Genomic DNA, 16,710 nt, shown 5'->3' with positions numbered 1-16,710 from the left:
GGCCGGACATGGCGCAGGACCAGCAGACCGTCATCGATCGCATCACCGCCCCGCTCGCGGCCGCCGGACTCGTCGTCGAGGAGGTCAAGGCGGTCGCCGCCGGCCGGCACCGCACCCTGACCGTGATGATCGACCTGCCCGAGGACACCGCGGACCCGGTGTCGCTCGAGCACATCGCGCTCGCCACCCGGATCGTGTCCGAGGAGATCGACGAGCTGCCCCTCTTCAACGACCATCCCTACGACCTCCAGGTCACCTCCCCGGGCGCCTCCCGCCCGCTCAGCGAGGCCCGCCACTTCCGCCGTGTGCGCGGTCGGACCATCGATGTGCGGACGGCCGCCCGCACCCTGCGCGGCGAGCTCGCCGAGGTCGACGACGCCGCCGTCACCGTGCACGAGGAGAAGACGGGGGAGCCCGTCGTCCTCGGGCTCGACGAGATCGAGCACGCCGAGGTCGTCCTCCGCTTCCGCTGAGAGGCCGTCGAGCCGGCTCGACGGCGGTTCAGCCGCTGCGGCCGTTCGACTATGGTGGGGTCTCACACCTGCATACTCGACAAGTGAACAGCCGGGCAGAACCGATGCTGTCGGATCGGAGGACATCATCATGGACATTGACCTCAGCGCCCTGCGACTGATCGAGCGCGAGAAGGAGATCCCCTTCGACACGCTCGTCGAACTCATCGAGCGGGCCCTGCTCAACGCCTACCTCAAGACCGAGGGCTCCTACCCCGATGCCCGCGCCGAGCTCGACACGAAGACCGGCAAGGTCGTCATCTGGGCCGTCGAGTTCGACAACGACGACACCCCGGTGGGGGAGTTCGACGACACCCCCGACGGCTTCGGCCGGATCGCGGCGATGGCCGCCCGGAACATCATCCACCAGCAGCTGCGCGATGTGGAGGACGAGTCCGTGCTCGGCTCCTTCCGCGACCGCGAGGGAGAGATCGTCTCCGGTGTCATCCAGCAGGGCCGCGACGAGCGGATGATCCAGATCGACCTCGGCGAGGTCGAGGCGGTGCTGCCCCCGCACGAGCAGGTGCCGGGCGAGCAGTACTCCCACGGCAACCGCATCCGGGTCTACGTCACCGACGTCCACAAGGGGCTCAAGGGCCCCTCGATCACCGTGTCCCGCTCGCACCCGAACCTCGTGCGCAAGCTGTTCGCCCACGAATCCCCGGAGATCGCCGACGGCACCGTGGAGATCGTGGCGCTGGCCCGCGAGGCCGGCCACCGCACCAAGATGGCGGTGCGGGCCACGGTGCCCGGCGTCAACGCCAAGGGCTCGTGCATCGGCGAGCTCGGATCCCGGGTGCGCTCGGTGATGGCCGAGCTCGGCCAGGAGAAGATCGACATCGTCGACCACAGCGAGGACCCGGCGAAGTTCGTCGCCAACGCGCTGTCGCCGGCCCGGGCCTCCTCGGTCGAGGTGCTCGACCGCGCGCTCAAGGTCGCGCGCGCCACCGTTCCGGCCGACCAGCTCTCGCTCGCGATCGGCAAGGAGGGGCAGAACGCCCGTCTCGCCGCCAAGCTCACCGGCTGGAAGATCGACATCGTCGCCGCCGAGTGACCCGGGAGCGGCTGCAACCGGGCGTCGTGCGGCCCGGCACCGGCGGTGATGTAGACTGGTCGGCGTGCCTCACGCAGTCGATCCCACCCGGATGTGCATTGCGTGCAGACGACGCGGACCGCAGTCCGCCCTCCTGCGCCTCACCGTGCAGCGGGGCGATCCGCCGCAGGCCGTCGTCGACGTCCGTCGCAGGCTCCCCGGACGGGGAGCCTGGATCCACCCCACGGTGAAGTGCTGGCAGGCGGCACGGAAGAAGAATGCATTCGCGCGGGCCTTCCGTGTGGCTCGCATAGAGCCCCCGGAGATCCCGCGCTGGATCCACCATTCGACAGAAGAGCGGGTACACCAGATGGAAACCAACCAGTGAGTGCTCAGAAATGACACCCCACACTGACGGTCGTGAGCAGTGAGATGACTGCTACCCGGTAATGAGGTTCCTCCCTGTCCGGGAAGGAACCCGGACAGGAGAAAAGTGGCAAAGCCCCGTGTCCATGAGCTCGCCAAGGAGCTCGGCACAACAAGCAAGGACGTCCTGGAGAAGCTGCAGAACATGGGCGAATTCGTCCGTTCCGCATCCTCCACCGTCGAAGCACCGGTCGTCCGCAAGCTCAAGGAGACCTACGGCGACCAGGCCGGCCGCGCCTCTGCGGAGAAGAAGACCGCAGAGCAGAAGCCGGCCGGCCAGAAGTCCGCGGCGCAGAAGCCCGGCGCCCAGAAGCCGGGAGCGAAGTCCGGCCCGAAGCCCGGAGCCCCGGGCGCCAAGCCCGCACCCAGGCCGGCACCCGCCGCTCCCGCGGCCGAGGCGAAGCCGGCCGAGTCGAAGCCTGCACCGGCGGCGACCCCCGGCCCCGCCGCCCCGGCCCCGAGCCCGGCGGCGCAGGCCGCGCCGAAGCCCGGCGCACCCGCTCCGAAGCCGGCGGCCAAGGAGACCCCGAAGCCCGGTGGTCCGGCCCCCAAGCCCCGCGGCGGCGCCCGTCCCGGCAACAATCCCTTCGCGCCCTCGCAGGGGATGCCCAAACCCGGCGGCAAGCGCGGCGGCGCCCGCCCCGGCAACAATCCCTTCGCGCCCTCGCAGGGGATGCCCAAGCCTGGTGCCAAGCCCGGCCCCAAGCCCTCGGTCGAGGGTGCGCCCCGTCCGGGCGGCCCGAAGCCCGGTGCCAAGCCCGGCCCGCGTCCGGGTGCTCCGCGCCCCAACCCGGGCCTGCTGAAGAACTCCGCCCTCGCCAAGCCCGCCCCGTCGCGCGGCGGCGGTCGGGGCGGACCCGGCGGACCCGGCGGCGGACCCGGTGGTCCTCCGCGCGCCGGCGGCCGTCCCGGCGGCCCGCGCGGCTCCGGCCGGGGTCGCGGCGGCACGCAGGGTGCGTTCGGCCGCGGCGGCGGTCGCGCTCGCGGACGGAAGTCCAAGCGCGCCAAGCGCCAGGAGCTCGAGCAGATGCAGGCTCCGTCGGTCGGCGGCGTCTCGGTCCCGCGCGGCGACGGCACCACCCCGCTGCGCCTGCGTCGCGGCTCCTCGCTCGCCGATTTCGCGGAGAAGATCAACACCGATCCCACGAATCTCGTGACGGTGCTGTTCCACCTCGGTGAGATGGCGACGATCACCCAGTCCCTCGACGAGGACACCTTCCAGGTGCTCGGCGAGGAGCTCGGCTACAAGGTGCAGATCGTGTCCCCGGAGGACGAGGACCGCGAGCTGCTCGAGAGCTTCGACATCGACCTCGAGGCCGAGGAGGAGGCCGAGGACGCCGAGGACAAGCAGCCGCGTCCGCCGGTCGTCACCGTCATGGGTCACGTCGACCACGGCAAGACCAAGCTGCTCGACGCGATCCGGTCGGCCAACGTCGCCTCGAAGGAGGCCGGTGGCATCACCCAGCACATCGGCGCCTACCAGGTGGCCGTGGAGCACGACGACGAGGAGCGTCGCATCACCTTCCTCGACACCCCGGGCCACGAGGCGTTCACCGCCATGCGTGCCCGCGGTGCGAAGGCCACCGACGTCGCGATCCTCGTGGTCGCGGCCGACGACGGCGTGATGCCGCAGACCATCGAGGCCCTCAACCACGCCCAGGCGGCCGACGTGCCGATCGTGGTCGCGGTGAACAAGGTCGACAAGGACGGGGCGAATCCGGCCAAGGTCATGCAGCAGCTCACCGAGTACAACCTCGTCTCGGAGGAGTACGGCGGCGACACGATGTTCGTCCCGATCTCGGCGCTCAAGGGCACCGGCATCGAGGACCTGCTCGAGGCCGTCCTGCTCACCACCGACGCCGCCCTCGATCTCAAGGCCAACCCGGACAAGTCCGCGCGCGGCATCGCGATCGAGGCGAAGCTCGACAAGGGCCGCGGTGCGGTCGCGAGCGTGCTCATCGAGTCCGGCACCCTGCGTCAGGGCGATGCGATCGTCTGCGGCACGGCCTTCGGCCGCGTCCGCGCGATGTTCGACGAGAACGGCGAGCAGCTCGACGAGGCGGGCCCGTCCCGTCCCGTGCAGGTGCTCGGCCTCTCCAGCGTGCCGCGCGCCGGTGACACCTTCCTGTCCACCGACGACGACCGCACGGCCCGGCAGATCGCGGAGAAGCGCGATGCCATCGAGCGCAACGCCGCTCAGGCCCGCGGCCGCAAGCGGATCAGCCTCGAGGACTTCGCCAAGGCGCTCGAAGAGGGCAAGGTCGACATGCTCAACCTCATCCTCAAGGGCGACGTGTCCGGTGCCGTCGAGGCGCTCGAGGACTCGCTGCTCAAGATCGACGTCGGCGACGAGGTCGACCTCCGGATCATCCACCGCGGCGTCGGTGCGATCACGGAGAACGACATCAACCTCGCCACCGTCGACAACGCGATCGTCATCGGCTTCAACGTGCGTCCCGAGGCCAAGGCCCGCGACGCCGCCGAGCGCGAGGGCGTCGACGTCCGCTACTACTCGGTGATCTACGACGCGATCGACGACATCGAGAACTCGCTCAAGGGCATGCTCAAGCCCACGTTCGAGGAGGTGCACACCGGTTCGGCGGAGATCCGCGAGATCTTCCGCTCGTCGAAGTTCGGCAATATCGCCGGCTGCATCGTGCGCGACGGCATCATCAAGCGCAACGCCACCGCCCGGGTCACCCGGGACGGCGTGGTCGTCGGGGACAACCTGTCCATCGAGTCGCTGCGGCGGTTCAAGGACGATGCGACCGAGGTCCGCGAGGGCTACGAGTGCGGTATCGGCCTGGGCAAGTTCAACGACATCCGCGACGGAGATCTCATCGAGACCTTCGAGATGCAGGAGAAGCCGCGCGACTGACCTCGCGCCCGCTCCGACCGATCCGCGCACGGGCTGCACCGCAGCCCGTGCGCGGCTCCGATGAAAGGACCATCATGGCCGATCCCACACGCGCCAGGAAGATCGCCGACCGGATCCAGGTGATCGTCGCCCGCACGCTCGAGAAGCGGGTCAAGGACCCGCGCCTCGGGTTCGTCACCGTCACCGATGTGCGGGTGACCGGTGACCTGCAGCACGCGACGGTGTTCTACACCGTCTACGGCGACGACGAGCAGCTGGCGTCGACGCAGGCGGCGCTGAACTCCGCGAAGGGGCTGCTCCGGTCCGAGGTCGGCAAGGGTCTGCAGATCCGGCTCACCCCGACGCTGGAGTTCGTCGCCGACCAGGTGCCGGCTGCGGCCGCGGAGCTCGACGAGCTGCTCGCCAAGGCCGCCGCGCACGACGCCGAGGTGGCCCGGCTCGCCGCACAGGCGAAGCCTGCCGGTGACGCCGACCCGTACCGCAGGCCCAAGGCCGAGGACGACGAGGGCGAGCAGACCGCAGGGTCCTGATCACAGGCCGCGGCCGGCTCCGCACGCCGCTCCGGTCCCGTCCCCCGATCCCGCACCGGATCGGGGGACGCGTGCGTTCCGCCTCGTCAGCCGGGGTGCGATCGATGTCACGGAAACGAGGTGTCGTTATCGTTTTGTCATCACCGGAATCCCGGCTACACTCGGTTGAGATCACGGAACGATTACAACTTTGTTAAGGGACAGTCGAATTGGGTAAGCACTCTGATCCGAAGCCCTCCTGGGGCGCGAACGCACGGACTCTCGTCCGTGACATCTCCGCCATGGGACGCAAGTCTTCGGGGCGTCACAGCGCCGAACCGAACACCGCGACCGGAGTTCTCAAGACGGTCAAGCGTCGGCCGATGGTCGCCGCGATCGCGCTGCCGGCCGCCGCGACCACCGCGATCGTCGCCTCCTCCTTCGCCTTCGCGCCGGACGAGAACGCCGGCGTCGTCAAGGCCGAGAACCAGGCCACCGCCCCGCCCGCCGAGGCGCCCGAGGAGACCCCCGCGGTCGACGAGGCCGCCGAGCAGGAGCACTGGGACAAGGCCGCCGAGGAGTACTTCGAGTCCCTCAAGGACGACCCGAACTACACGTCGGAAGTGAAGACCGAGGCGAAGCTCCCCACCCCGGAGCCCGAGCCGACCCCCTCGGAGTCGAAGTCGAAGTCGAAGGAGCGCACGGAGTCGAGCTCGCGCTCGAGCGACCGCTCCGGTGAGACCGCCTCGGGCTCCTCGAAGGAGTCCTCCGACGAGTCGTCGTCCGGCTCCTCGAAGGAGTCCTCCGACGAGTCGTCGTCCGGCTCCTCGAAGGAGTCCTCCGACGAGTCGTCGTCCGGCTCCTCGTCCGAGGGCGTGTCGAACTCGCCGTGCTCGGTGTCGTCCTCGATCGAGTCCGGCCTCACCGCCAATGCGAAGAAGGGCTACCGTGCGGTCTGCGCGGCCTTCCCGGAGGTCAAGTCCTACGGCGGCCGCCGCAACGACCCGGGCTCGGACCACCACTCCGGCAACGCCGTCGACGTGATGATCACCGGCTCGACCGGCGACCGCATCACCGAATACCTCATCGCGAACAAGTCCGAGCTCAACATCAAGTACGTGATCCGGGAGCAGAAGATCTTTGCCTCCTACACCGGCTGGAAGGGGCGCCCGATGTCGGATCGCGGCTCCGTCACGGCCAATCACTACGACCACGTGCACATCTCCTTCCAGTGATGTCCTCCGGCCCCCACCCGGGCCGGACCCGCACGGCGGCGGAACCGCTGCGCTGATACCCTCGGCGCAGCGGTTCTCCCATTCACGGCGGGCGCGGCGGCGGTCCATCCGGGGCGCGCGGCGATCCCGCCCCCGCGATATCCCCAGCGACAGGACGGTCATGGACCCGATCACCGGCATGCTCATCATCGACAAGCCCCAGGGCATCACCAGCCACGGGGTGGTGTCGCGGGTGCGCAAGTGGTGCGGCACGCGCAAGGTCGGGCACGCCGGCACGCTCGACCCCATGGCCACCGGGGTGCTCGTGCTCGGGCTCGGGCGCGGGACCAAGCTGCTGACGTACATCGTCGGGGCCGACAAGACCTACACCGCGACGATCCGGCTGGGCTCCTCGACGCCCACCGACGACGCCGACTCCGCCCCCGACCTCTTCGCCGACCCGGCGGACCTCGCGGGCGTGACCGAGGAGCGGGTCCGCGCCGGGGCGCAGCGCCTCACCGGGGACATCGAGCAGGTGCCGAGCGCGGTGTCCGCGATCAAGGTCGACGGCGTGCGCTCCTACGCCCGCGTGCGCGCCGGCGAGCAGGTCGAGCTGCGGGCGCGCCCGGTCACGGTGTCCGCGTTCGCCGTCGGCCCGATCCGTGCGGGGGAGGACGCGGCGGGGCGCGGCCACGTCGACGTCGACGTCGAGGTGACCTGCTCCTCGGGCACGTACATCCGGGCGCTCGCCCGCGACCTCGGCCGGGACCTCGGCGTCCACGGCCACCTCGTCGCGCTCCGCCGCACCCGGGTGGGCGCCTTCGACCTCTCCGGGGCGGTTGAGCTGCCGCAGGACCCCGCGACCGCGGCACCGCCGGACCTCATGCCGCTCGCCGAGGCGGCCGCGCGCGTGCTGCCGGTGGTCGACCTCGACCGGGAGACGGCGTCCGCGCTCATGCAGGGGAAGTTCGTCGATCTCGCCGCAGTGCCCCCGGCACCGGGCGGGCACTGGGCCGGGATCGCCGGCGGAGAGCTCATCGCCGTCCTCGAACGCCGTGCGGGCCGCTTCAAGTCCGCCACCGGCATCGCGGTGCCGGGTCGCGGCGACGGCTGAGGCCCGGTGCCCGGTCGGCCGCGCTTCCGTGACCGGATATCACGGGTTCCGACGAGTACAACCGATTACGGTTGTTGTTCACAGTTACAACCATAATCGGTTGTAATGGGAGGCGGATTCTGCTTGACTGGCCTCCATGTTCGTCCTCACCATCGATCAGCAGCGCTCGCGCACGGCGCCGGATGCGGTACCGGACCTCCTGTCCGCGCTCGCGGAGGTGGATGCCGTCGTGCCGTTCGCCCGCACGATCGGCGACGAGGTCCAGGGTGTGGTCGAGTCTCCGGAGGACCTCGTCGCCGCTGTCCTCCGTGCCTCTCATCCCGCCCAGTGGTCGATCGGAATCGGAGCGGGTTCGGTGGAGACCCCGTTGCCGCCGCACAGCCGCGATGCCCGCGGCGCGGCATTCGTCCATGCCCGGGCGGCGGTCGAGGCGGCGAAGGGCGAGCTCGTCCCGCTCGTGCTCGAGGGGCAGCCGGACACTGCGCGCGCCCCGTCGATCACCGGCGTCGAGGCGCAGACCGCGCTCCGGCTGCTCGTCCACCTCATCGGCGAGTGCACCGAGGTCCAATGGGCGGTCGTCTCCGCGGTCCTCGACGAGCCCGGGATCACCCAGCACGTGCTCGCCGAACGCCTCGACGTGAGCCAGCAGTTCGTCTCGAAGACGCTGCGGGTCACGGCGGCCGAGCTCATCGCGTCGACCCGTGACCTCGCAATCGCGCTCCTGACGATCTGGGGCACCCCTGAGGGGAGCGCCGATGAGTGAGATCGTCATCGTCATCGCCGCGTCGATCACCTCGGCGCTGGTCGGCTGGCCGATCACGTCGCTGATCCTGCGGATCGCCGCTCGAACCGATGAGAGCGCGGATCTGCGACCGGAGGCGGGACAGGAACGGCCGACCGCGTCCGAGGAGGAGCCGGAGGAGGGTGCTGACGAGGCGATCGACGGAGCGGGACTTCTCCGCGGCGGCCTGTGGATCGGGCTGCTCGAGCGTGCGCTCGTCACCGGTGGGATCGTCGTCGGACACCCCGCGATCCTCGCCGTCGTCGTCGCCGTCAAGGGGCTGGGTCGGTTCCCCGAGCTGACGCGGAGCCGGGCGGCGGGGGAGCGGTTCATCATCGGGTCGTTCGCCTCGCTCCTCATCGCCTCGGGCATCGGCATCCTGGCGCGGGCGCTGTGGTGGTGATGCGGTAACCTGAACCGGGTATTCGCGCTGGGAAGGACGGACGTGGAAATTTTCTGGGAGCTCGACCGCATCCCCGCGGAGTTCGGTCCCACGGCGGTGACCCTGGGGAACTTCGACGGGGTGCACCGCGGGCATCGGGCGGTCCTCGGCGACCTCGCCGAGCTCGCGCGGCGGCGCTCGCTCAGGTCCGTCGCCGTGACCTTCGACCCCCACCCGCAGACCGTGCACCGGCCGGACACCCCGGCGGAGCTCATCGGGGCGCTCACCGACCGCCTCGCGCGGATGTCGGAGACCGGCATCGACGCCGTGCTCGTCCAGAAGTACACCCTCGACTTCGCCGCCCAGACCCCGGAGGAGTTCGTCCGCGACTACCTCGTCGAGGGCCTCGGCGCGCGCCTCGTCGCCGTCGGGCAGGACGTCCGGTTCGGCCGCGACAACGCCGGCAGCATCGACACCCTCCATACCCTCGCCCGCACCTACGGCTTCGAGGTCGTGACGATCGACGACGTCGGCGAGCACGGCCGCTACTCCTCCACCGAGGTCCGCCGCCTGCTCCGCGAGGGCGAGGTCCGGGCGGCCGGGGAGATGCTCGGCAGCCCCCACACCGTCAACGGCACCGTGGTGCACGGCGACGCCCGCGGCCGCGAGATGGGATTCCCCACCGCCAACCTGTCCCCGGACTCCGCCGGGCTCGTCCCGGCCGACGGCGTCTACGCCGGCTGGGCCTTCTTCGACGCGGACCCCGAGCGCTACCCGGCGGCGATCTCGATCGGCACCAACCCGACCTTCGACGGTGCCGAACGGCGGGTCGAGGCCCACATCGTCGACGTCGCGTTCCCCGACCTCGACGTCTACGGATCCGGGATGACGCTCGAGTTCATCGAGCGCATCCGCGGCCAGGTCACCTTTGACGGGATGGACGCCCTCATCGCCCAGATGCACCGGGACATCGACGACGTCCGCGCTGTGCTAGGCTCGTAGACGCCGTTTTTTCACAGCCGGCCGCGGTTCCACAGTGCTCACGACACGAGGTCGGGGCGCCGCGCAACGACCCGGAGGAGACATCCATGGCTCTTGATCCCAAGATCAAGCAGGAGATCATCAAGGAATACGCAATCCACGAAGGCGACACCGGATCCCCCGAGGTCCAGGTCGCCGTGCTCACCCGTCGCATCAAGGATCTGACCGAGCACTTCAAGGAGCACAAGCACGACCACCACTCGCGCCGGGGCCTGCTGCTGCTCGTCGGCCACCGTCGCCGTCTGCTCGGCTACCTGCAGAAGGTCGACATCGAGCGCTACCGCGCGCTCATCGCGCGCCTCGGCCTGCGCCGCTGATCGCATGATCGCAGCGGTCCATCCGGACCGCGCCGAAGCCACAGGACCCGCTGAGATCTCAGCGGGTCCTGTGTCATTCATCCGGGTCCTGCGTGCCCGCTGTCGGGTGCCGGCACAGGCCGGTCGGCTCCGGCGGCCTCACTTGATAGACTGGCACGGTCAGAGCCCGCCGGATCGGCGTCGCCGGTGATCGGTAGTGGCCTCCGCAGCACAGAGAATGCGTGGGCCTCGATCGATGACCGGGCCGAATCACCGGGTGCGCACACGGTGCGCACCGACCGCGGCGGTCCACCCCACGCGCACCGCCGGATCCGGCGTGCGCACGTAGAACGGAGCTCACTTGGGCCTCAATCCAGAATCAGCAGTCGCACACATCGACAACGGGCGCTTCGGCTCCCACACCGTCCGGTTCGAGACCGGGCGCCTCGCCCAGCAGGCCGCCGGCGCCGCCGTCGCCTACCTCGACGACGAGACCATGCTCATGTCGGCCACCACGGCCGGCAAGTCCCCGAAGGAGCACTTCGACTTCTTCCCCCTCACCGTGGACGTCGAGGAGCGGATGTACGCCGCCGGCCGCATCCCCGGCTCGTTCTTCCGCCGTGAGGGACGCCCCTCCACGGACGCGATCCTCACCTGCCGCCTCATCGACCGCCCGCTGCGCCCGTCCTTCGTCAAGGGCCTGCGCAACGAGGTGCAGGTCGTCGTCACCGTGATGTCGATCCACCCCGACCACATCTACGACACCCTGGCGATCAACGCCGCCTCGCTGTCGACGCAGCTCTCCGGGCTGCCCTTCTCCGGCCCGATCGGCGGTGTGCGCGTCGCGCTCATCGAGGACCAGTGGGTCGCGTTCCCCAACTACTCGCAGCTGCAGGACGCCACCTTCGACATGGCGATCGCCGGCCGCGTCGTCGGTGACGACGTCGCGATCATGATGGTCGAGGCCGAGGCCACGGAGCAGTCCTGGGATCTCGTCCAGGGCGGCGCCACCGCGCCGACCGAGGAGATCGTCGCCGACGGCATCGAGGCCGCCAAGCCCTTCATCCGCGAACTCGTCCGCGCCCAGCAGGAGCTCGCCGACAAGGCCGCGAAGCCGACCGTCGAGTTCCCGGTCTTCCGTGAGTACCAGGACGACGTCTACGCCGACGTCGAGAAGCTCGCCTTCGAGCAGCAGACGAAGAACTTCCAGATCGCGGACAAGCAGGAGCGCGAAGCCGCCGGCGACGCCCTCCTCGACACCCTCTTCAGCGAGCTCGGCGAGAAGTACGCCGGCCGCGAGAAGGAGATCGCGGGCGCCCTCAACGCGCTGACCAAGAAGGTCGTGCGGCAGCGGATCCTCACCGAGCAGGTGCGCATCGACGGCCGCGGCCTCAAGGACATCCGGCCGCTCACCGCCGAGGTCGGCGTGCTCCCGCGCGTCCACGGCTCGGCCCTGTTCGAGCGCGGCGAGACCCAGATCCTCGGCGTCACCACGCTCAACATGCTCAAGCTCGAGCAGCAGATCGACTCGCTGTCGCCGGTGACGCGCAAGCGCTACCTCCACCACTACAACTTCCCGCCGTACTCCACCGGCGAGACCGGTCGCGTCGGCAGCCCCAAGCGCCGCGAGATCGGCCACGGCGCGCTCGCCGAGCGCGCCCTCGTCCCGGTGCTGCCCACGCGTGAGGAGTTCCCCTACGCGATCCGCCAGGTGTCCGAGGCGCTCGGCTCCAACGGCTCGACCTCAATGGGCTCCGTCTGCGCCTCGACCCTGTCGATGTTCAACGCCGGTGTGCCGCTGCGGGCCCCCGTGGCCGGCATCGCGATGGGCCTCGTGTCCGACGTCGTCCAGACCGACAGCGGCCCGCAGACGGCCTACGCCGCGCTCACCGACATCCTCGGCGCCGAGGACGCCTTCGGCGACATGGACTTCAAGGTCGCCGGCACCTCGGAGTACATCACCGCGATCCAGCTCGACACCAAGCTCGACGGACTCCCGGCGGCCGTGCTCACCGCTGCGCTCAAGCAGGCGAAGGAGGCCCGCGACGTCATCCTCGAGGTCATCGCCGCGGCGATCGACGGGCCGGCGGAGATGGCGCCGACCGCGCCGCGCATCATCTCGGTGCGCATCCCGGTCGACAAGATCGGCGAGGTCATCGGCCCCAAGGGCAAGATGATCAACCAGATCCAGGAGGACACCGGAGCGGAGATCAGCATCGAGGACGACGGCACCGTGCTCATCGGGGCGACCGACGGTCCGGCCGCCGACGCCGCGCGCTCGGCGATCAACGCGATCGCCAACCCGCAGGTCCCCGAGGTCGGCGAGCGCTACCTCGGCACCGTGGTCAAGTGCATGTCCTTCGGCGCCTTCGTGTCGCTGAGCCCCGGCAAGGACGGCCTGCTCCACATCTCCGAGCTGCGCAAGCTCAACGACGGCAAGCGCGTCGAGGATGTCGAGGACGTCGTGTCCGTGGGTCAGAAGATCCAGGTCGAGATCACCAAGGTCGACGACCGCGGCAAGCTCTCGCTCGTCCCCGTCACCGATGAGGACGACGCCGAGAGCGGCCAGGACGCCGCCGGGGCCGAGGAGTAAGCCGCCGGTTTGATCACCGAACAGCTCCTGGGGGAGGGCAGCAGCGTCTACCGCTCTGTCCTCCCCAGTGGTATCCGCGTCATCTCCGAGACCATGCCGGGTCTCGAGTCCGAGACCGTCGGCATCTGGGTGGACTCCGGCTCCCGCGACGAGGCACCGACCGCCGCCGGGTCGACCCACTTCCTCGAGCACATGCTCTTCAAGGGCACGCCGCAGCGCTCCGCCCGCCGGATCGCCGAGGAGTTCGACCGCACCGGCGGGGAGAGCAACGCGGTGACGGCGAAGGAGTACACCTGCTACTTCTCCCGCTGCCTCGTCGACGACGTCGACCACATCACCGCCCTGCTGTGGGACATGGTGCTCCACTCGACGCTCGACGCCCGCGAGTTCGAGCGCGAGCGCGGGGTCATCCTCGAGGAGCTCGCGATGAGTGCCGACGACCCCGGCGAGGTGCTCTACGACGCCTTCGACGAGTTCGTCTACGCCGGGCACCCGCTCGGCCGGCCGGTCGGGGCGCGCAAGGAGCAGATCCGCGCACTCGACCACCGGACGCTCCTCGACCACTACGCGCACGACTACGTCGGACCGCGGCTCGTGTTCGCCGCCGCCGGCGGCGCCGAGCACTCCGCGGTGGTGGAGATGGTCGCCCGCGCGACGGCCGACCTGCCCGAGCTGTCCTCCGCTCCGGGCGCCGGCCTCCGCCCGGTGCGCACACCTCCGGAGTTCCACGGCGGGGTGCACACCGTCGTCAAGGACACCGAGCAGCAGGGCATCATCCTCGGCATGCCCGGCCTCCCCGAGGCCGACGACGAGCGGTTCACCATGACGGTGCTCTACTCGCTGCTCGGCGGCGGAATGTCCTCGCGCCTGTTCCAGGAGATCCGGGAGGAGCGCGGGCTCGCCTACAGCGTCCACTGCATCGCGAGCACCCACGCCGACTCCGGGCAGTTCGGGATCTACGCGGGCACCTCGCCGGCCTCGGCCCAGCAGGTCATCGACCTGTGCGCGGCGGAGCTCGACCGGCTGGCAACGACTGTGCCCGGCCGCGACGAGGTCGAGGCGATCGTGTCCCAGGTCGCCGGGTCCACCGTGCTCGGCCTCGAGAGCTCGGCGGCCCGGATGAACCGCCTGGCGCGCGCCGAGCTCTACGGCCGGCCGCTGCAGACCCCGTCCGAGCTCATCGACCGGGTGCGGGCGGTGACGCCGGAGCAGGTGACCGCGCTCGCCGAGCGCCTCGCCGCCGGTCCGCGCGCGCTCGTCACCTGCGGACCGGGCACCGCCTTCGAGCTCCCGGGCTGAGCGCCTCCGGACCGGTTCCACGGATCCCCGCGGCGACCGGGATGCCGGGCAGCTCGCCGGAGCCGTTCGGAATACTGCCAGGTGGGAACGCGTTGTGAGGCATAGGACCCTTCGATAGGGTCGAAGTGCATGGCGGCACACTGCCGCGCCGGGACGACCACGTCGGCCCGGACACGTCCGAATGAGGAGGAAACACATGGTTGAGCAGTACACGCTCCCGGAGCTGCCCTACGACTACGCCGCTCTCGAGCCGCACATCTCGGCGAAGATCATGGAGCTCCATCACGACAAGCACCATGCCACCTACGTCAAGGGTGCGAACACCGCCCTCGAGCAGATGGCGGAGGCCCGCGAGAAGGGTGATTTCGGGACCATCGGCAAGCTGTCGAAGGACCTGTCGTTCAACCTCGGCGGCCACGTCAACCACTCGATCTTCTGGAACAACATGTCCCCGGACGGCGGCGACAAGCCCACCGGTGAGCTCGCCGCGGCGATCGACGACCAGCTCGGCGGATTCGACGCCTTCCAGGGCCAGTTCACCGGTGTCGCGACCTCGATCCAGGGCTCCGGCTGGGCCATCCTCGGCTGGGACACCCTGGGTCAGCGCCTCACCATCGAGCAGCTCTATGATCAGCAGGGCAACGTCCAGGTGGGCTACATCCCGCTGCTCCAGCTCGACATGTGGGAGCACGCGTTCTACCTCGACTACCAGAACGTCAAGCCCGACTACGTCAAGGCGTGGTGGAACATCGTCAACTGGGAGGACGTGCAGGCCCGCTTCGAGCGCGCACGCACCCAGACCCCGGGGCTGCTGCTCGGCAAGTGATGAGCACCCCGCACCGCACCTGAACCCTGCGGTCCGACTGCGGACCCGGTCCTCGACCGGGTCCGCAGTCGTCTGCAGGGGCATCGGAGGAACGCCATGCCCTGGCACATCGTCCACAGCTCGAAGCACGGGACCGCCCGATCCTATGCGGAGAACCTCGCCGCGGACCTCGGGACCGGGGCGCACCCGCTCGCGGACCCTGCCCCCGCCGGAGCGCCGGTGATCCTGGTCGCGCCGATCTACGCCGGCCGCATCCACGGCCTCGCGGAGCTGCGTCGGCGCTCCGGGGAGCCGGCGGCAGCGGTGCTCGTCGGGCTCATGCCCATCGACTCCTCCCGGCGGGCCGAGGTGGCCCGCACCCACCTCGGCGACACTCCCGTGTTCCAGGTCCCCGGCCGCATCCGGTGGGCCGAGCTCGGCCTGCGGGAGCGGGTGATGATGCACACGCTCGGGGCGATCACCCGCCTGCGGCGCCGACGCACCGCGACCGACGAGCAGTTCCTCGCCCTCCTCGGCACCGACTCCGGGGCCGTCGACCCGGCGGCGCTCGACCCGGTGCGGGCGTGGGCGGAGCGGGCGCGGCGGTAGGATGGGTCGCCGGGAGGATCAACATATGAGTGAGATCAGGGTCGCCGTCATCGGCGCACAGGGACGCATGGGTTCGCATGCGGTGGCAGCGATCGAGGAGGCCGAGGGGCTCGCCCTCGTCGCCGCGCTCGGCAGCGCTGACGGCCTCGACGCCGTGCTCGACGCGCAGGCCGACGTCGCCGTCGAGCTCACCGTGCCGCGAGCCACCGAGGACAACGTGCGCTTCCTCGTCGAGCACGGCATCGACACCGTCGTCGGCACCACCGGCTGGGACGCCGAGCGCCTCTCCCGGCTCGAATCGCTGCTCGCCGAGCACCCCGGCACCGCGGTGCTCATCGCCCCGAACTTCTCGATCGGCGCGGTGCTCGCGATGCACTTCGCCGAGCTCGCCGCGAAGTACTTCGACTCCGCCGAGGTCGTCGAGATCCACCACCCGCGCAAGCTCGACGCGCCGTCGGGCACCGCGGTGCACACTGCGCAGCGGATCGCCGCCGCCCGAAGCGCGGCCGGTCTCCCGGCGGTGCCCGATGCCACCGAATCCGACCCCCACGGGGCGCGCGGCGCCGTCATCGACGGCATCCACGTCCACGCGGTCCGCCAGCTGGGGATGAATGCGAGCGAGGAGATCCACTTCGGCGCGGACGGCGAGGCGCTCACCCTCCGCACCGACACCTTCTCGACCTCGGCCTTCATGCCCGGCATCATCACCGCGATCCGCGAGATCGGCGGCCGCGAAGGACTCGCCGTCGGGCTCGAGAACTACCTCACCCTCTGATGTCGAAGGCCAAGATCGGCGCCCTCGTCGTCGCCGCGCTGCTCGCGGTCTACCTCGTCTTCACCGTGCAGCGCGGCTGGATCATGCTCACCGAGGACGACCCGATCGCGAAGATCCTCGGGATCGCACTGTTCGCGCTGCCGGTGGTCGGGGCCTGGGCCCTCATCGCCGAGCTCCTGTTCGGCTCGCGCATGCAGCGCCTCGGCTCGATCCTCGAGGACGAGGGCGGCCTGCCCGAGGACACCCTGGCGCGCACCCCGGGCGGCCGGATCGTCCGCGAGGCCGCCGACGCCGAGTTCGCCAAGTACCGGGACGAGGTCGAGGCCGCCCCGGAGGAATGGCGGCGCTGGTTCCGCCTGTCGTGCGCCTACGACGCGGCCGGGGACCGGCGACGCGCCCGCAGCACCATGCGTCGGGCGATCGCGCTCGAGCGCGGCCGCTGA

At 70.4% G+C, this 16,710-nt stretch carries 16 protein-coding genes; all 16 read left to right on the top strand.

The genetic code is table 11. The features are described from left to right. Nucleotides 1–8: 8 nt before the first annotated feature. Nucleotides 9–473, top strand: coding sequence for a ribosome assembly cofactor RimP (locus MTQ12_RS02785; protein ID WP_247423779.1), 465 nt, complete (start codon nt 9–11; stop codon nt 471–473). 130 nt (nt 474–603) lie between these two features. Then, a complete protein-coding gene (gene nusA / locus MTQ12_RS02780; RefSeq protein ID WP_137320106.1) occupies nt 604–1,566 on the top strand; it encodes a transcription termination factor NusA in 963 nt (320 codons plus the stop codon). Between the two features lie 472 nt (nt 1,567–2,038). After that, nucleotides 2,039–4,849, top strand: coding sequence for a translation initiation factor IF-2 (gene infB / locus MTQ12_RS02775; protein ID WP_247423777.1), 2,811 nt, complete (start codon nt 2,039–2,041; stop codon nt 4,847–4,849). A 74-nt stretch (nt 4,850–4,923) separates the two neighbouring features. Continuing rightward, nucleotides 4,924–5,379, top strand: coding sequence for a 30S ribosome-binding factor RbfA (gene rbfA, locus MTQ12_RS02770; protein ID WP_137320104.1), 456 nt, complete (start codon nt 4,924–4,926; stop codon nt 5,377–5,379). A gap of 281 nt (nt 5,380–5,660) precedes the next feature. Further along, a complete protein-coding gene (locus MTQ12_RS02765; RefSeq protein WP_247423775.1) occupies nt 5,661–6,593 on the top strand; it encodes a ligand-binding protein SH3 in 933 nt (310 codons plus the stop codon). Nucleotides 6,594–6,753: 160 nt separating this feature from the next. Beyond that, nucleotides 6,754–7,686 (top strand): tRNA pseudouridine(55) synthase TruB, encoded by a 933-nt coding sequence (gene truB / locus MTQ12_RS02760; RefSeq protein WP_247423773.1) that lies wholly within the window; start codon nt 6,754–6,756, stop codon nt 7,684–7,686. A 136-nt stretch (nt 7,687–7,822) separates the two neighbouring features. After that, nucleotides 7,823–8,449 (top strand): SatD family protein, encoded by a 627-nt coding sequence (locus MTQ12_RS02755; protein ID WP_247423771.1) that lies wholly within the window; start codon nt 7,823–7,825, stop codon nt 8,447–8,449. Continuing rightward, nucleotides 8,442–8,870, top strand: a complete 429-nt coding sequence (locus MTQ12_RS02750) for a hypothetical protein (protein WP_247423769.1) — start codon at nt 8,442–8,444, stop codon at nt 8,868–8,870. Before MTQ12_RS02755 ends, MTQ12_RS02750 begins: the two co-directional genes overlap by 8 nt. A 42-nt stretch (nt 8,871–8,912) precedes the next feature. Beyond that, nucleotides 8,913–9,851, top strand: a complete 939-nt coding sequence (locus MTQ12_RS02745; protein ID WP_247423768.1) for a bifunctional riboflavin kinase/FAD synthetase — start codon at nt 8,913–8,915, stop codon at nt 9,849–9,851. Between the two features lie 86 nt (nt 9,852–9,937). Next, on the top strand, nt 9,938–10,207 hold the full coding sequence (gene rpsO / locus MTQ12_RS02740; RefSeq protein WP_137320100.1) for a 30S ribosomal protein S15: 270 nt from the start codon (nt 9,938–9,940) through the stop codon (nt 10,205–10,207). 340 nt (nt 10,208–10,547) lie between these two features. After that, entirely contained in the window at nt 10,548–12,779 is a 2,232-nt protein-coding gene (locus tag MTQ12_RS02735) for a polyribonucleotide nucleotidyltransferase (protein WP_247423767.1), read from the top strand. 9 nt (nt 12,780–12,788) lie between these two features. Next, nucleotides 12,789–14,078, top strand: a complete 1,290-nt coding sequence (locus MTQ12_RS02730) for a pitrilysin family protein (RefSeq protein ID WP_247423766.1) — start codon at nt 12,789–12,791, stop codon at nt 14,076–14,078. A 196-nt stretch (nt 14,079–14,274) separates the two neighbouring features. Beyond that, entirely contained in the window at nt 14,275–14,904 is a 630-nt protein-coding gene (locus tag MTQ12_RS02725; RefSeq protein WP_137320097.1) for a superoxide dismutase, read from the top strand. Between the two features lie 96 nt (nt 14,905–15,000). After that, on the top strand, nt 15,001–15,492 hold the full coding sequence (locus MTQ12_RS02720) for a flavodoxin domain-containing protein (RefSeq protein WP_247423765.1): 492 nt from the start codon (nt 15,001–15,003) through the stop codon (nt 15,490–15,492). Between the two features lie 25 nt (nt 15,493–15,517). Further along, nucleotides 15,518–16,267, top strand: coding sequence for a 4-hydroxy-tetrahydrodipicolinate reductase (gene dapB, locus MTQ12_RS02715; RefSeq protein ID WP_247423764.1), 750 nt, complete (start codon nt 15,518–15,520; stop codon nt 16,265–16,267). Next, on the top strand, nt 16,267–16,710 hold the full coding sequence (locus MTQ12_RS02710) for a hypothetical protein (protein WP_247423763.1): 444 nt from the start codon (nt 16,267–16,269) through the stop codon (nt 16,708–16,710). Before dapB ends, MTQ12_RS02710 begins: the two co-directional genes overlap by 1 nt.

Source organism: Brevibacterium sp. R8603A2, from assembly GCF_023072605.1.
GTDB classification, from domain to species: Bacteria; Actinomycetota; Actinomycetes; order Actinomycetales; family Brevibacteriaceae; genus Brevibacterium; species Brevibacterium pityocampae.
The sequence above is the reverse complement of the archived record's forward strand: the minus strand, read 5'-3'. Positions and strand labels throughout refer to the sequence as shown.

Bases quoted from the DNA above. Each gene is read 5' to 3' on its own strand.
- MTQ12_RS02785 (WP_247423779.1), top strand. From the start codon at position 9: ATGGCGCAGGACCAGCAGACCGTCATCGATCGCATCACCGCCCCGCTC.
- nusA (WP_137320106.1), top strand. From the start codon at position 604: ATGGACATTGACCTCAGCGCCCTGCGACTGATCGAGCGCGAGAAGGAG.
- rbfA (WP_137320104.1), top strand. From the start codon at position 4,924: ATGGCCGATCCCACACGCGCCAGGAAGATCGCCGACCGGATCCAGGTG.
- MTQ12_RS02765 (WP_247423775.1), top strand. From the start codon at position 5,661: ATGGGACGCAAGTCTTCGGGGCGTCACAGCGCCGAACCGAACACCGCG.
- truB (WP_247423773.1), top strand. From the start codon at position 6,754: ATGGACCCGATCACCGGCATGCTCATCATCGACAAGCCCCAGGGCATC.
- MTQ12_RS02755 (WP_247423771.1), top strand. From the start codon at position 7,823: ATGTTCGTCCTCACCATCGATCAGCAGCGCTCGCGCACGGCGCCGGAT.
- MTQ12_RS02750 (WP_247423769.1), top strand. From the start codon at position 8,442: ATGAGTGAGATCGTCATCGTCATCGCCGCGTCGATCACCTCGGCGCTG.
- rpsO (WP_137320100.1), top strand. From the start codon at position 9,938: ATGGCTCTTGATCCCAAGATCAAGCAGGAGATCATCAAGGAATACGCA.
- MTQ12_RS02725 (WP_137320097.1), top strand. From the start codon at position 14,275: ATGGTTGAGCAGTACACGCTCCCGGAGCTGCCCTACGACTACGCCGCT.
- MTQ12_RS02720 (WP_247423765.1), top strand. From the start codon at position 15,001: ATGCCCTGGCACATCGTCCACAGCTCGAAGCACGGGACCGCCCGATCC.
- dapB (WP_247423764.1), top strand. From the start codon at position 15,518: ATGAGTGAGATCAGGGTCGCCGTCATCGGCGCACAGGGACGCATGGGT.
- MTQ12_RS02710 (WP_247423763.1), top strand. From the start codon at position 16,267: ATGTCGAAGGCCAAGATCGGCGCCCTCGTCGTCGCCGCGCTGCTCGCG.